The sequence below is a fragment of the Shewanella donghaensis genome (assembly GCF_007567505.1).
Lineage (GTDB): Bacteria > Pseudomonadota > Gammaproteobacteria > Enterobacterales > Shewanellaceae > Shewanella > Shewanella donghaensis.
Genome location: NZ_CP041783.1, coordinates 3,740,816 through 3,757,324 on the forward strand (window position 1 = coordinate 3,740,816; position 16,509 = coordinate 3,757,324).

Annotated in this window: 13 protein-coding genes; 6 read left to right on the top strand and 7 right to left on the bottom strand. The window is 40.8% G+C overall.

All coding sequences use genetic code 11. The features are described 5' to 3' along the window. Positions 1-111: 111 nt before the first annotated feature. From FPK91_RS16105 to FPK91_RS16120, 4 genes are read left to right on the top strand one after another with little or no spacing between them, the layout of a single operon-like run. Positions 112-1,488, top strand: a complete 1,377-nt coding sequence (locus FPK91_RS16105) for a TolC family protein (protein ID WP_405127367.1) — start codon at positions 112-114, stop codon at positions 1,486-1,488. Continuing rightward, positions 1,478-2,452 carry an HlyD family secretion protein gene (locus tag FPK91_RS16110; RefSeq protein WP_144212345.1) on the top strand — a complete coding sequence of 325 codons (975 nt, stop codon included), beginning with the start codon at positions 1,478-1,480 and terminating at the stop codon, positions 2,450-2,452. The genes FPK91_RS16105 and FPK91_RS16110 overlap by 11 nt, the downstream gene beginning before the upstream one ends. Before the next feature lie 38 nt (positions 2,453-2,490). Continuing rightward, positions 2,491-3,675: an ABC transporter permease gene (locus FPK91_RS16115; RefSeq protein ID WP_144212347.1), complete on the top strand. Its 1,185-nt coding sequence runs from the start codon at positions 2,491-2,493 to the stop codon at positions 3,673-3,675. Further along, positions 3,672-4,808 (top strand): ABC transporter permease, encoded by a 1,137-nt coding sequence (locus FPK91_RS16120; protein ID WP_144212349.1) that lies wholly within the window; start codon positions 3,672-3,674, stop codon positions 4,806-4,808. The genes FPK91_RS16115 and FPK91_RS16120 overlap by 4 nt, the downstream gene beginning before the upstream one ends. A gap of 139 nt (positions 4,809-4,947) precedes the next feature. Here the strand turns inward: FPK91_RS16120 and FPK91_RS16125 are convergent, their stop codons facing one another. From FPK91_RS16125 to yjgA, 5 genes are all read right to left on the bottom strand, one after another. Continuing rightward, a complete protein-coding gene (locus tag FPK91_RS16125; protein WP_144212351.1) occupies positions 4,948-5,451 on the bottom strand; it encodes a hypothetical protein in 504 nt (167 codons plus the stop codon). 130 nt (positions 5,452-5,581) lie between these two features. Next, positions 5,582-6,490, bottom strand: a complete 909-nt coding sequence (locus FPK91_RS16130) for a LysR family transcriptional regulator (RefSeq protein ID WP_144212353.1) — start codon at positions 6,488-6,490, stop codon at positions 5,582-5,584. Between the two features lie 272 nt (positions 6,491-6,762). Further along, the gene (locus tag FPK91_RS16135; protein WP_144212355.1) at positions 6,763-7,164 is read right to left on the bottom strand and encodes a hypothetical protein; all 402 of its coding nucleotides are present in this window, start codon (positions 7,162-7,164) and stop codon (positions 6,763-6,765) included. Positions 7,165-7,327: 163 nt separating this feature from the next. Then, positions 7,328-9,850: an Ig-like domain-containing protein gene (locus FPK91_RS16140; protein WP_144212357.1), complete on the bottom strand. Its 2,523-nt coding sequence runs from the start codon at positions 9,848-9,850 to the stop codon at positions 7,328-7,330. A gap of 24 nt (positions 9,851-9,874) precedes the next feature. Next, positions 9,875-10,408: a ribosome biogenesis factor YjgA gene (gene yjgA, locus FPK91_RS16145; RefSeq protein WP_144212359.1), complete on the bottom strand. Its 534-nt coding sequence runs from the start codon at positions 10,406-10,408 to the stop codon at positions 9,875-9,877. 270 nt (positions 10,409-10,678) lie between these two features. On the opposite strand from yjgA, the gene pmbA reads away from it, so the two are divergent. Then, positions 10,679-12,022, top strand: coding sequence for a metalloprotease PmbA (gene pmbA / locus FPK91_RS16150; protein ID WP_144212361.1), 1,344 nt, complete (start codon positions 10,679-10,681; stop codon positions 12,020-12,022). Positions 12,023-12,248: 226 nt separating this feature from the next. Then, positions 12,249-13,622, top strand: a complete 1,374-nt coding sequence (locus FPK91_RS16155; RefSeq protein ID WP_144212363.1) for a hypothetical protein — start codon at positions 12,249-12,251, stop codon at positions 13,620-13,622. 210 nt (positions 13,623-13,832) lie between these two features. Here FPK91_RS16155 and FPK91_RS16160 read toward each other — a convergent pair whose 3' ends face one another. After that, a complete protein-coding gene (locus tag FPK91_RS16160) occupies positions 13,833-15,272 on the bottom strand; it encodes a methyl-accepting chemotaxis protein (RefSeq protein WP_144212365.1) in 1,440 nt (479 codons plus the stop codon). 185 nt (positions 15,273-15,457) lie between these two features. Next, a complete protein-coding gene (locus FPK91_RS16165; protein ID WP_144212367.1) occupies positions 15,458-16,492 on the bottom strand; it encodes a phosphotransferase family protein in 1,035 nt (344 codons plus the stop codon). Positions 16,493-16,509 lie beyond the last annotated feature (17 nt).

The window sequence follows — 16,509 nt, forward strand, 5'->3', positions numbered from 1 at the left end:
AATGGTTATAATCCGCGATTGGTCTAGAGTAAAAACTCTATAAAGGGTGGTGTGATGCATTATTTGGCAGTTGTTAGGCGTAAGATTCAATGTTCTTTGATGACGTTATCGATGGGCGTGGGGTCAATACTCATCTTGCCAGTGCAAGCTGAGCCCATTCCCTTTAATCAAGCATGGCAACAGTTATTAACTGTCAGCGACAAGTTAAAGGCTCAGTCTCAAGAGCTAAATCGCGCTGAAGCGGAACATCGTGCAGGTGAGGATTTAAGCTTGCCATCACTTAACCTTGCAGGTAGCTATACCCGTCTCGAAAAGCCCATTGAGCTTGATTTACGAGACCTTAACCCGTTAGCATCAATAAGCCCTGGTGCATTACCGCCAGCTTTAGGTGAAGCGCTTGCTGCTATTCCAGGCTCAATGTTTGTCACCCCGTTTACAGAACAAGATATTTTTCGTGCCAGCTTGCAAGCAATGTGGCCTATTTATACTGGTGGTCAAATTACTGCAGCGCAGGGAATTCATGCTGCTCATGTGGAAGAGAAAAAGCATCAATATTCTTTAGTTACTCGTGAGTTATTTACTCAATTAGTTGATCGCTACTTTGCGGTAGCGGTGACTAATACTTTAGTTCAAACCAATCAACAGTTAGTAAATTCATTATTTGAACATGCATCTCATGCAGAAAAACTCGAAAAACAAGGACAAATAGCTAAGGTCGAACGCTTAAATGCGCAAGTGGCATTAGAAAATGCCAAGGTCGATTTAGGTAGTTCTAAGCGCCAACATGAAATGGCAAAAATTGCTTTGTCTAGAATGTTGCAGCTAACTGACGTAAATCCTACGTCGGGATTATTTTCTTTAGCTTATGAGCCATCATTACCTCGTTTGAGTCAATTAACCATGACTCAACATCCTGCACTTAAATTGCTTGAAGCCAAAGAGGCGCAAGCTAATGGGCTAATTCAGCTTGAAAAAGGTAAGTATCATCCGACTGTGTTTTTATATGGTAATTACACCCTCTATGAAGATGACAGCTTGTTTTCGCAGATTGAACCAGACTGGATGGTTGGCGTGGGCGTTAATGTGCCACTGTTTAGTCGTGATGGTCGCAGTGGCAAAGTAGAAGCGGCGCAAAGTGCCTTACTACAAGCTAAATATACTAAAGCGCAAACCCAACAAGATTTGAGTTTGCTGGTGGATCAAAGCTTCCGTCAATTACAGCAAGCAGATGAAGAAGTACGCGCTTTAAACACCTCGCTCGCTTTAGCGACCGAGAACCTCAGATTACGTGAGCTTGCCTTTAATCAAGGTTTATCAACATCAATTGATCGTGTGGATGCTGAACTTAAACTCAGTGCTGTTAAAACAAAGCAGCTCGGGGCTCAGTATCGTTATGTACAAGCTTATGCGCGATTAATGGCTATAAGTGGCCAGTTAGAAGAATTTATCGGTCGAACTCAAATACAGGAGAATCAACATGCGGGCTAATAAGATAATTGCAATTATCGCTATTATTTTTCTGGTTGGAATATTAGCTAATGGTTTGATGCTCGCATTTGAGCCTAAGCCAAGTGTGTTGCAGGGGCAAATAGAAGCGAGAGAATATAACATCTCATCTAAAGTGCCTGGCAGAGTTGAACAAGTTATGGTTCGTCGGGGCGATCAAGTGGCTGTTGGCGACTTATTATTTGCCATTAACAGTCCAGAGCTAGCGGCCAAATTAATGCAAGCGGAAGGTGGCAGAGATGCCGCCCAAGCTATGCAGTTAGAAGCTGACAATGGTGCAAGGCAGCAACAAATTACCGCCTCTAAAGAGCAATGGTTAAAAGCTAAAGCTGCAACAGATTTAATGGAGACCACTTATCAACGGGTCGAGAATCTATTTGAAGAAGGAGTGGTCGCCAGACAAAAACGTGATGAAGCTTTTACTCAATGGCAAGCTGCTAAGTACACTCAACAAGCAGCGTTAGCCATGTATGAAATGGCTGCAGAAGGTGCACGCACTGAAACCAAAGCGGCAGCAGCGGGTAATGCTCGTATGGCTGAAGGAGCGGTTAATGAAGTGAGCGCCATTTTAGCGGATAGCCAAATGCGTTCACCTAAAGTGGCCGAAGTCAGTGAAGTGTTACTGCAAGCTGGCGAGTTAGCCCCAAGTGGCTTTCCTGTGGTCAGTTTAATTGATATGTCTGATGCTTGGGCAGTATTGCAATTACGTGAAGACCAATTGGCTGATTTTAAAGTGAACGATGTGGTTTCACTGACTATTCCTGCACTGAAACTGACGACTGATTTTACTGTGGCGCACATCAGTGTGATGGGCAGTTTTGCTACCTGGAGATCGACCGAAAGTGGCCATGATTTTGATATGCGTACTTTTCAAGTCGAGCTGCGCCCTAATGAAGACATTGATGATCTTAGAGTGGGAATGTCAGTCTTACTGACATTAGATTAATCTCAGCATTTACAAGCCTGTAGAGGCTAGAGGCGCTCATGGGAGCTCTATTACAGAAAGAATTCAAGACACTATGGAACTCACCTTGGCAATTAGCCTTGGTGACTTACATTCCCATCATCAGCATGTTGTGTTTATGGTGGTTATTTAGTGCAGGTTTACCACGACAATTACCCGTAGCAGTGGTTGATTTAGATAACAGTCAACTGACACGAACATTGACTCGCAACCTCAGTGCTAACTCCGTTATCAGCCCCAAAACTTATCCTAATCTGGCACTGGCTCAAGAAGCCATGAGCACTGCAGAGGTCTATGCGCTGGTTGTGTACCCCCATCAGTTTAAGCATGGCTTATTAACCGGTAGTAGTCCTACCATTGATATTCGTTATAACAGCCAGTTCTTATTAGTCGGTAAGTTGTTATCGAGTCAATTACAATTAAGTCTTGGCTCTGGGTTAATGGAAGTAGCGGGGTTAAAACAACTTTTAGGCGGTGCCAATAAAGCATCTGTCGCAGTAAATTTATCCCCTGTGACCAGTCAAACAACGGCCTTATTTAATCGAAATAATAACTACGTCGGTTTTTTAGTGCCGCCAGTATTAATTGCATTGCTGCAGTTATTATCGATGATGGTGTTCGTTAACGCTTTAAATGCCAGTTTGCTCAAAGGTGAAGTAAAATGTTTATTGCCTGATAATTTTTGGCAATTAGTGGCCACTAAAGTCATGCTCTATACGCCAATCATGTTGCTCCATGGCGGTTTTATTTTAGCTTGGTTATATGGCTATTTAGGATTACCCATTGCTGGCAGCTTAGGTTTGTTGGTGCTGACTCAGGTTATGATGCTAGCAGCCTTGTGGTTATTAGTCATATTAGTGGTGGTGATTATGCGAGAGCCTGCTGGCAGTGTCAGTATGGGGTCAGCGATGTTTGCGCCAGCATTTGCCTTTATGGGGATTACATTTCCGGTTAATGATATGCCGCAACTGGCGCAGTGGTGGCGATTGTTGATGCCTTCAAGCCATTATATGGATACCCATGTGATTGTGGTCAGCTATGGCGCAGAGGCAGGGCAGGTATTACTGCAATCTAGCTCTTTTTTATATTTTTTAGTGCTACTGCCTATTTCCTGGCTATTGGTAAAAATTATTCTTCAAAAACAAGCGTCTGTTAAGTCTTCAAAACCGTTAACTGTAGCAAGTCAACAGCAGGAGGCTCGATGAATTGGTTGCAACTTTTTGTCGCTGACTTTAAAGCGCTGTTAAGTGATAAAGATATTGTACTGACGGTGTTTGGCGGTTTGTTATTTTATTCGGTGTTATACCCTCTGCCTTATTTGCATCAAGTCCCTACCGAGCAAAAAATTGTCGTGGTAGATCATGATAACTCTTCATTGAGCAGACAGTTAGTGCGTCATGCCGATGCTAGCTCAAAAATAAAAATCGTTAGCCAAGTGGCCAGCATTAATGAAGCACAGCAGTGGATTTCTAACGGAGATGCCTTTGGTTTATTGGTTATTCCAGAAGGCTTTAGGCGTAACCTACTGCTGGGTAAAGGGGCTACCTTAAGTTACGGAGGCGATGCCAGTTACTTCTTAATTTATTCTGCTGTGGCAGAAGGGTTAGTGGCAGCAGGTATGGATGCCAGTAAACAAGTGCAAATGATAGGTTTACTGGCGCGGGGTGAAAACCCACAGCAAATACAAAAAGATCTTAATTCAGTCAATTTGAATAGTGTACCGGCATTTAATCCCAGTTTAGGTTACACCCCTTATGTCGTACCGGGATTATTTTTACTCATCTTGCATCAAACCCTATTGATCGGTGCCAGTATTTTAGGGGCAGGCCAATGGCGTAAACAGGGCTATTGGCAGCAGGTATCGCCACTGGCGTTGATCACCGCACGAATAGCCGTTTTCAGTTTAATTTATAGCTTTTTTTCATGTTTTTATTTGGGCTACTGCTACTACTTCTATAACGTTAGTGTGCAAGCAACCTTAGGCCAAGTATTACTGTTTATGGTGCCATTTATATTATCTACCGCGGCTTGCGGGGTAGCATTAAGCTGTTTATTTGTCAGACGAGATTTACCCACTCAGGTATTATTATTAGTTTCGATGCCAATTTTATTTGTTTCAGGTTTTGTGTGGCCAGTCGCGTTAATACCTGAGCCCTTAGTGCAAGCAGCGCAAGTTATTCCTGCAGTACCTGCCATTATGGGTATGTTGCAGTTAAATCAAATGGGCGCATCCTGGGAAGCTGTTCTGCCATTATGGCTGCAGATGTGGGGACTCTTTTTACTGTTTAGTTTGTTGGCTTATATTGGGGTAAAACGCAGGCTGTTTAGTGATACATAACAATGTATTGATTGCATTTAAGTCTATATCGTAATTGTTAAATAAAAATAGGTATATTTCTAGTGATATATACCTATTTTTGTGTCTATAGAATGGCTTAATTAGTAAGCTTTGCTGTCGCTGTTGGGGATCCTCCAAATTATAAGGTTCCTGTTTCTGTGTTATTTAATTCAGCGACTAAACGGGAGAGGTTATGTTTATAAATAGGCTCATGAGTGGCCTTTGCTGCTTTTTTAAAGTCAGCTAATGCGCCAACATTATCTTTTGCAAGTAGCTTCATCACACCACGGTTATTGTATGCATAAGCACGCATTTGCATAGAAGGTAACTTATCAGCTCTATCAGCCATTTCTACCGCTTCAGTGCAAGCCTCCTCAGCAATATCAAACTTTGATAGTTTTGTATAACCAACGCAAAGGTTAAGGTTGCGAGTATATTGATCAATCACTGATGTTGCCGCTGCTTTTGTTAATGCAATGCCTTCATCTATATCACCCGATTGAATAGCGTCGACGCCTGGTGTGTCTTCAATCAGTACCATTTTATATGAGCTTGTTTCAATTGCATTCGCCATCACCATCACTGATGAGCTTGCTAATAGTAGACCCGCTGTTGCGATAGTAGAGAGTGTTAATTTTTTCATTTTATATTCCTTTATAGGTAGTAGCTCGTTGCTACAGTGCTAATTTAGGAAAAACAGTTAATGCTGACAAACGAGAAAAATCATATCGATAAGTGAGAATTATTCACCTATCGATAATTTGAGTACCTATTTACAAAGTCTGGGGGCTAAAGCTTGCTGCTGTAAGCTTAAACTTCGCCACAACCCAATCAATCAATAATTGCACCTCCGGTTTGACTGTGTCGCTATTATTAATGAGGAAATAGCGGTCATGACTATTTAATGTCTGCTCAAATAATGGGAATAATTGATGTTTATCAAACCATGATTGACTGATAGGAAGGGGGATTAAGGCGATGCCCAAGCCTTGCTCCGCTGCTCTTGCAACGCTGAACATACTATCAAGTTGGATGATTTGTTTTGGTTTGAATTCATCAATTCCCACACTATCTGCCCATTGGTGCCAAGCGTAAGGTCTTGCTTGATGGATAATAAGTGGAGTTTCAAGCAAGGCATGAAAACCTTTTGGTTTTAAGTGTTGGTGTAATTGTTGACTGCAAGCAGGGATATAATTGAGCGGAAATAAATCGTTAGCCTGTTGAGGGTTTTGACGACTTCCAGAGAGAATGATTGATAAATCAGTGTTTGCAGTTTGCTTACTGCGGGTTTTAACCGTTTCTAATTTTAGGTTTATATTGGGGTATTGGGTAGACCAACCTACTAGCTGCGGAACAAAGAGTTCACTAGCAAAAAATTCAGGCATTGAAATACTGACTTCATGCATTGTATGAGCTGTATTGAAATTATTCACTGTTTCAGTTAATTGCAGCATCAAAGGGGTCACTTGTTGATAAAAGCGCATCCCCGTTTCTGTCAAAGCTATTGAGCGAGTTTGACGAATAAATAGCTGCTGTTGAAGGTTCTCTTCTAGCTGTTTAATTTGATGGCTTACTGCTGAAGGAGTGAGAAATAATCTTTGTGCAGTTTCTTTAAAGCTTAGGCATTCGGCTGCAACACAAAAACAACGCAAACCTCGTAACGAGGTATGTAGAGGGAGCATTACTGATCCTATATTTGAAAGTAAATACTAGATTAGCAAAGGTTAGGCCAACTGATAATTACCTGTGGTAGCTGAGGTGGTTGCTGGATAATCTCTATTTATGTGACAGAATGTCTCTCATAAAAGTCTTTTTTGCACCAAATTAGTGCGGAAAGAACTATTTTATAAACTAAAAGTGTCAGGGTTCGTTATAACGGTTTTAGCTTAAATAACTTTTCTTATATAAATAATTTTATTATTAGCATCATATTAGAAGAGTTGAGTTGGACGATCTAAAAGTATAGGTTTTCCATCGGTTGATTATTGACGAACATTTCGCACTTATCGCCTGTACTCGATTTAGTTGATTGAATAATCCCTGCAATAGCACCAAATGCTCCGCCTTGATCTCCAAGTACTGAACCAAAGTAACACTTCCCTTCAATTTTTAAGTCGCGGTACTTACTTTTTAAGTTTTGAGTTGGCGTATATGGAGGGAAGCTTCCTTTCATTAATGGATCACCATTAACTGAAAGCTGAAGTTTATTTTTTTCTGTATCGAAAGTACCAGCGAAAATAAGAGTTTGACCGTCAAATTCGACAGTTTTTTCTTGTGCAACAATAGGGGGTTTTGCAGCGCAAGCTGTTAATAAAATTGAGCCAGCAATTGTAGCGAAAATAGAGGTAGTACGCATTTAAATATCCTTTTACGCGATTTATTGATTTAAGTTAGATACTTAAACCGTTATAGAAAACGAACCCTGTCTTCTTCGCATGCGAGTATACCTGAGTAGGTCGAAATATCAAAAGTGAAAAAGGCCTGCAATAGCAGGCCTTTTTATTGGAGATTATTTTATGCTATTGAATCGTAACCCCAACTGAGTGCTCTGTTTTAAGCCCTCGAGGTGTTGTTACAGTTAAAGTTATTAGGTCAGTTCCAGTGGCATCTGGCGCTGTATAGCTAAACTGAGTCGCGACTTGGTCACATGAATGTGTTGGATCAGACGCTGAGAAGCTATAACAAGTTGAGTTCGGGACAGTATAGCCATTGAAAGCGATATCACCATTTATTGCGGTAACCGTTAATGTCGAACCATTTGGCATCACTTGCCTTGCACTGTCATAAAGCTCCACTAAAACTTGAATCATGCTTTCTGGCGATACTGTTAGTTCAGTGAAAGCTGTGCGGTCAGTATCGGTGGTGATTATTGTTGCTGCTGAACCAGAAAGGGTCAGTACCGTTGCAGCTCTTATATAGGTTTTATTTGCTTGGTCTTCACCGCACAAATTACCTTCACATTGAGGGCCATTGAATTTGCCATCAGGGCCAGAATAACTGCCATTACCTAACGCATTGAAAAAAGGTTTACCAGATACATAAGAACCGACTTCATCATCATCTCTAAATGCATCACCTAAATCGCTAAAACCACCTTGATGGTAGGTTTCAATATCCATACCATTGCCCGTACAGGCAATTGGATTACCAGTCTTGCTTAAGCATGCATCAATAATTGCACCGCCATCGGCATCATCATAGATATTATTACCGTTGGTATCAAAAAAGGTCTCATGACCTAAAGCGTAGGCTAATACCGTTACGCGATGATCGATTGGACGTGGGTCAGTTGAAGTCCACACCACTGAACAACTACCATTTACTGTTAAACATGATGGCTGAATTTGACCACCTTCTGCAGTAAAGTTAATGGTGGTGTCATCTGGAGCTGGATTACCAAAGCTATCAGATGCATAAGTTGTCATCGTCACTTCAACACCATTAACACTCCCCGCTTCTGGATTTAATAAAGAAGGAGAAAGACTAAAGCCTAAGTGTTGAGGTAGACCGGTGTTAACCGTTAACTGCTCTGATTGGGTGGTAATGATGATACCCGAATCAGCATCTTCCGCCGAGGCCACAACTCTTACCGGTGTTGGCACTGTGCCAGATTGTACCGTAACGCTGACGAACCCGTTGGCATTACTGGTTGCATCTGCAGTAGTCTCACCATTAGCAAAGCTTAAGCCGCCGATAATGGTATCTAATCCAAATGTCACTTCTTGTTGTGCAGCAGGTTGGCCATTGGCGCTGCTTACTAAGAAAGTAACCAGTGAGGTTTCGGTTGAACCCGTACCGCCAGCACCTTTAATTCTGATTTGAGTTGGATCTGCTGAGACAAAACCAAGGCTGCCCAGTGTTTGGCGTTCTAAAGAAAAATCGAATGTGGCGTTGTAAGTATCATTACCGATAACGGCAGTCGCGATAATTTGTTCGCCACGAATACTATTACCACTACAGCTTGTATCTTGGAAGGTTGAATTGGCTCTACCTGCTGTGGTGGTAACAGGGGTATCAAGACTCGCATTTGAATTAACCACACAGTCAGAAGTAAACGCTACGCTCACAGGTGTAGTTAATGGTTCGAATGTACCATCTGTCGCTTCAATAATCACATCGGCATAAATACCAAAACTTGCACCTGCGCCAATCGTGTAGGTACCATCAATAGCGGTTAAGGTTGAACCTAGTTTATCTTCAATGAATGTGTCGGGGTCAGCAATGTAACCAAACTTAACCGTACCTTCAGGAATGATGTCATCACCAGCCAGCACTTCATAAGCGCTGTTACCTGAAATAGTCGTGCCATCATAATCGGTGCTAGCAATTAAATTATAAGCACCTAGTTCGCTAGTGGTTGCGGTGTAACTTACTGTAGCGATCCCATCAGCAGTCGTTAGGGCACTGTCTGGCGATAAACTGGCGTTACCAGCTTGAAAGGTGATTAATTGATTTGCTAAAGGTTGGTTAGTGCCATCTAAAACAACGGCTGTCAGTAACACTGCCTGGTCTATTTTAAAACGAGTAACAGCTTGCCCTGCTTGGGTAATACTGGCATTAAGACTGATTGTTTCAGGGGTTGGAATCGTGCCAGAATCGATAAATTCATAGTTACGTGACGCAGAAACACTTTCAAGGTCTGTATCTGTTGGGGTATGTGAGACTATCAAGGTGCCAGCACCGACAGTATTATCGATAGTATTGATCAATACACTGGCGACACCACTGCTGTTTGTTAGCGTGCTATCGGCACTCACTTGGCCAAAATCGGGCACGAAACTAACAATTGCACCATTAACATTACTGTTGCCTTGCTTAAGCTGAGCTACCGCGCAAAAGCTTTCTGAAACACCAAAGCTTAATTGGTCTGTGGCTTCGGCACATTGGCCATTAACAACAGTTTGATAGCTTAAACTAATGCTGTAGCTACCTTCGCCTCCACTACCTGTATCATTATCATCAGAAGAGCCATTACAGGCAGTAACCAAAAATAGTGAAGCAATAGATAAAGGCAGTGCGTGGATTATTTTTTTTAGTAGCATCAGCAACATCCTTGTAGATTGAATTTAGGCAGATTGTCCCGCGCGTAGATACTTAAATAGTTCAATAAAGGCTTTTGATTCAGGACCTTTAGCTAATTCTTTATTAGTTTGTCTGATTAACTGGCGTAACTTTTGACGCTCAAAACTTGGGTATTCAACCAGTAAAGCTTCAACTTCTTCGTTTGGATTTTCCAATAAGCGTGCACGTAATTTCTCAATTTTATGAACCTGTGCAGATTCATTATTATTTTTATTCAATACATCATCGATTGATTTAATGATTGGCTCATGGTCATAGTCACGCATGAGTTTGCCGATGTATTGCAGGTGGCGGCGATAGGCTTCAGTTTTTTGCTTAATGTTTTTGGTTTTTAATACCGCATCGTATAAAAACTCTTCTAACTCAACTTTATCAAGCTGCGTTTTACTTAATGCAATTAAGCGCATGCCAAGCTCTTGAGCTTCTTCGCTTTCTTTTTTAAATTCTGTTCTGCTGACGTAGTCATCGTCATTGTCATATGGCTGTTTAAAGTGTTCTGAATCGCCGACAATTTTCATAGTAATAAACCTCTCATAAATATCGGCGAATAATAACACTTTCAGGGTGGTATAGGCCACTGTAGAAAGGGTTTTGACGCTTAAGCCGACGAATATTTTTTAAATATGTGAGCAAATGATTCAGAGATAATTCAATATGATATCTCTGCACTAGCTTAAAGGTTAGTTTATTTAGCCAATTATGACGGGTAAATCCTTGTTTTGATGGTTATCAATACAGTTTTGAATTTGATATGCTAGCCGCAACAATGGAAATGAAAGAGTAAACTTGTGTCTACCAATAATATTGATTCTGAATTAGCGGCGTTAAAAGATGCTGTTGCTGTAGCATTAGAACATGCAAAAAAGTTAGGCACTAGTGCTGCTGAAGTTGCCATTAGTAAGCAACAAGGGTTGTCTGTTTCTACTCGCGACAAAGAAGTTGAAACCGTCGAATTTAATAAAGATGGCGCCTTAGGCATTACGGTTTACCGTGATGGATGCAAAGGTAACTCATCTACGTCTGATTTAAGCCCTGAGGCGATTGCCATTGCAGTAAAAGCAGCAGATGACATTGCTCGTTATACCTCATCGGATCCGTTTAGCGGCCTTGCTGATAAAGATTTGATGGCGCAAACCATACGTGACTTAGATTTATATCATCCACAAGATGTCACTCCAGATGAACTTGCTGAGTTAGCGATTCGCGCTGAAGAAGCCAGCTTGTCAGTCGACAGCCGCGTTAAGAATTCTGATGGTGCCAGTGCCAATGCCCATACAGCGGCCAAGGTTTACGGTAATAGCCACGGATTTTTAAAAGGTTATTGCAGTTCACGTTATAGCTTAAGTTGTGTGGTTATTGGTGAAGAAAGCGATGGTAATATGCAGCGTGATTACGATTACACCATTGCCCGTAAATACAATGAACTTATGTCTCCTGAGTCTGTAGGTATTCTTGCCGCCAAGAAAACTGCAGATCGCTTAAATGCGCGTAAAATCCCAACGGCTAATTTACCGGTATTGTTTTCGCCTGAAATTGCCACGGGTTTAATCGGCCATTTAGTGGGTGCTATTAGTGGTAGCAGCCTTTATCGTCAATCGAGTTTTTTACAAGACTCGATTAACACACAGTTATTTCCTGATTGGTTTAGCATCGAAGAGAACCCACATCTTATCGGTGCTTTAGCGAGTGCTAACTACGATGGTGAAGGCGTAGCGACTAAGCAACGCAATATTATTGATAGTGGTCATTTATCGACTTACCTATTGACCAGCTATTCTGCTAGAAAACTAGAATTACCCAATACAGGTCATGCTGGTGGTATTTATAACTGGACCTTAAGTCATACGGGTCAAACGTTTGATGAACTTGTAAAAGAAATGGGTACAGGCTTAATTGTCACTGAAGTCATGGGTCAGGGCGTTAATATGGTCACTGGTGATTATTCTCGTGGTGCAGCGGGCTTCTATGTTGAAAACGGTGAGATTCAATTCCCTGTTGAAGAAATTACGATAGCAGGTAACTTAAAAGACATGTTCATGGGTATTCAAGGTGTCGCTAAGGATAGAGATTTACGTTCATCTATTCGCACTGGCGGTATTCTACTAAGTGAAATGAAAATTGCTGGTAGCTAAATATCAAAGCACCATCATTTGATATTTTGAACTTATGACAACAGTGACATAAATTTAACAATTCACTTTATAAAAACACCGACTCGTCGGTGTTTTTTGTTTTACTGTGTTAATTAAATTCCCAAACTTACGTTAACTTTCTGAGCTTTACACTTCTTGACAGTCGATTACATCCACGCTTTGTCCTATCCCTTGTGGATGTAATTAAATCGTTAATGGAGTAGATATGTTTGATAAGAAAGTGTGTGGGTTGATGATGTTAGGGTTGAGTTCATTAGCTATGGCTGGTTGTGACTCTATTGCTGGTGACGATGATGATTCTGATAGTGACAGCATTGCTTATATTCAGTATTACAATGCATCGGCAAACAGTACCGAGACATCATTAGTGATGGATGATTATGAATATACCTCCATCGAGTTTGGCGATAGTATGCCGCGCTATAGCTACGATACGGGTAGCGTTGAGATGGAGTTATATGGTTTAGATGAAAATGGCGATTCACTCAGTATTTATGCTGAGGATATGTCATTGGATAACGAAGATAATCATCTTTTTGTTCTCTATGGTGATTACCATTCTCCAGAGTTGCTTAATATCATTTATGACCGCTCAGATATGGATGATCTCAATGATGATGACGACAATGAGTACAGTAAGATGCAAGTATTGGCTGCCAATGTGACCAATGAAGATATGACATTTGATGCCTATATTTCGTTGGATAGTGACTCTTATGAAGATGCCACTATGATTGGCAATGTAAGCTATCGTGGCGTGACATCTGATTTGATACTCGATACTGATGACTACATTGTTTATTTGACTGAACAAGGGACTGACAATGTCTTGTTTACCTCAAGCAGTATGAGCTTAACCACTGAAACTGTGTATAAATTCATTATTCGAAACAGCTTTGGTTCAGGTGATTTAAAAGTGGTGATCGACAGCGTTGATTCAACTACTTCACCGACAAGCTATACCAACATTGATGCTACCGCTGATTTCCGTATTTATAACGGTTTAGAAGAACGTAGTTTAAACGTTGATGTTGTCAGTAAAGTAGAATCACATTATCTATTGGATATTGCGCCTTTTACCGTTAGTGAATACCAACAAACAGGGTTTAATGACTACGGGGTGACAGTGACTGATGCATCAAGCTCTGAAGTGTTGCTAGACAATGTTCTAGTTACCTTCAACCAGGATGATGTCCGTACCTTGCTGTTATATCAAGATGAGGAAACGATTCAAGGCATGGTTATTGAGCATGACTTACGTCCAAGAGCCTATGAGTACAATGTTGATATTGTTAACTTATCGCAAGACTACGATGATTTAACCGTATATTTTGTGCGTAGCACAGAAACCATTGAATCAGCTGAATACACGATTACCGATTTAGACTTTACTGATCAAGATAGCCTAGTGTTATTGCAAGATGATTATGAGATTAACGTGGTATATGAATCTGATACTGGCACTCAAACCTTATTGTATCAATCTGAGTTAATGAGTTTTGACGGTGAAACCAATTACAGTTTTGTATTAACCCCTGATACTAGCAGTCAATTTGGTTACCAACTCAACCAGCTTTAAACCTATAGTGATGTAGACTCGCTGTTTGATCTCAATCTTGAGCTAAAGCCCCCCCGAAAATAAAAATGCCGATATCTTCATATCGGCATTTTTTATGGGCTAAAGCTTTATTGCAAACCCTCTATATCTAAAGCTTCTATATCCAAAGCTACTAAATCTAAAGCTACTATATCCAAAGCTTCTACGTATAAAGAAAGTTCACTTCACGGCTTATGCTGTTTGGTACTGACTTAATATACGACCAAGATTAGCTGAAGCTTCTGAAAGCTCTGATACACCCTCTGAAGATTGGCTGGCCAATTCTCTAATGGTATTTGATTTAACTCTGATCTCAGTAAGCTCTTTAGCAATATCATTGGCTACCGCGCTTTGCTCTTCAGATGATGTCGAAATCTGGAAGCTCATGTCCATAATTGAACGTGATGATTCGGCAATAGAATTAACATCAGTACCAATATTGCTGATTAACTCACTACTGCTTTGTGCCTGTTTGACAGTATCTTGAGTGATATTATCAATATTCAATGTTTCTGATTGAAGTTGCTCAATCATGGTTTGAATCTCTACAGTGGCAGCTTGGGTGCGGCTTGCTAAAGTACGAACTTCATCAGCCACTACTGCGAATCCACGGCCCATTTCACCGGCTCTGGCAGCTTCAATGGCGGCATTTAACGCCAGCAAGTTAGTTTGTTCCGAAATCGCATTAATGGTGGTGATAACGTCATTAATTTTAGTGGCATTTTCTTTTAGGGTGCCAACAGAATTAGAGGTTTTTTCAATATAGGCAGATAACTGCTCAATTTCACCAATTGCGCGTTTTACGCGGCTATAGCTTTGCTTGGTATATTCCGAGTCTTGCTCAACCTGCTGTGTGGTATTTTTGGCAATATTTGAAACTTCTAGCGCAGAGGCTGACATTTCTTCCATTGCCGTTGCAACAGAATCAAGAGAAGCATATTGCATATCAATTTGTTCAGCGCTTTGCTGTGTCTCATCAGCAAATGAGCTAGTTGTAGAGTGCAGGGTGTTGGCGCTTTGCTTTACGGTGACTACCAATTCGGTCAGTGTATCCATAGCTTTGTCTAACGCGCAGCCAATAGTACCAAACTCATCACGGCCTGGATGAAAACCTAAGCGTGAGGTTAAGTCCCCTTTACCAATCTTTTCAGTGGTATCCCATAATACGAATAATGCACCGCCAATGAAGGTGGCATTCCAATATAAAACGAGTGCGAAAGGTAATAACCAAATAAATGATAACAATAAACTGGTCATCGCCGCTTGCTTAGCGTCGCTTTCTGAGCGATTGACTGACTCTGTCATTGAGTAATATTGACCAGACGACTGGACTACTGCAGTGACTTGATTGCCATTACGGGTACTCTTTTTGTTAAAGTCAGAAACAGCAAGACCAATAGATGCAGCGCTTTGCAGTTGTTCAGTACGGGTAAGGGTGTTGACTGTAGTATTGACCTTTTGCGTCAATAACGTCATCGAGTTTTGTTCAATGTCGTTAATGGTATTGAAATAATTATTAATTGAAATACTGCTAACAATGATAAAGAAAAGCCCAAAAATGGCCCAAAATTTATCGTTAATAGACATCTTAATAAAGAGCTTATCAATGCTACGAAATTCTACTTGTTTCATATTATCGGGTTCTTAATTGTTATGATTAATAGGGATAGTAGTTGAGCTTGATACAATTTAACACGACTTTTATCACAAAATATGTGCTTTTGTATAAAGAGTGTTCATCTTCAAATATGACTTCAAACTGATCATTGTGCAGTTGTGTAAACAGTACTCGTGAGTTGATAGCTATAAGCTATTCATTACATTGCTTTATCGCAGAATCGTCTTATGGCATTTTCAAAGGCAACTTGTAAATCCTCAATATTTTGTTGTGGTAACCGATTTATCATCTGTGAATAAGAAACAGCCTGGTGGGCATAACAAACCACTTCAGCAATATTCCAGGCTTGATTTAATTGCCCAATGGAATGAAAACTATGCCATTGAGATAAGTAAGCATTAATGACCGCTTGCTTCTCGGAGCTGGGCTCCATTCTAAATAGGTAAGTGCCATCAATAAAAGGGTGGCTAATACAGCCATCACTCCAATCAAAAAAGATAAATTCGTCTTCGACTTTTGCGATATTTTCGATATGTAAATCACTATGCACAAGAGTATCCGGTAACTTGAATTGCTTTAAAGCGGTAATGGCAGTTTCTAATGAGGTCAATATTACTTGGTACTGCTGCGGTGTGCGCAATATTGAGTCTGGCAGCCTTGCTAAAATGTTGTCATCGTTAAATATGCTGGTGAGTTGTTGAGGCAAATCTTGAATGTCGCGGACTAAGCAGCCTGAAGAGGCTAAATCTTGAATATGATTGACGCTATTAATTTGTAGCTGAGCAAATGACGCAAAGGCGTCAGCCCATGCTATTAATGGTATGGGATTTGTCACTGTATCTTCATAGGCCGCGCCAAAATCTTCGGTTAACATCCATTTTTTTGTTTCATCAATAGCGATGATCTTGGCTGATTGCTTGGGGAATAATTGAGAGAGCTTTTCACATAACTTGGGCTCATTTGAAAATAATGGCAACTGTGCCGTCGCTTTAAAAAAGAAATCACCTTGAGCCGTTGCTTGCTTCAATACATGACCGAGAGACCAACACTTTACCTCCATAAGGTCTCCTACTAGCTCGACATTATGGCTAACTAATGCTGATTTTATCCAAGTATTTGCAGTGCTTGGCCAATCTGAATCTTGCCATGTTTGCAGGGGCTGCAGTTGACTCTTTGATAGCAGTGTTTGTTGGTGCACTGTCTGTTGATGCGCTGGTGATGTAGAGGAAGTCATTATTATTCTATTGTTAA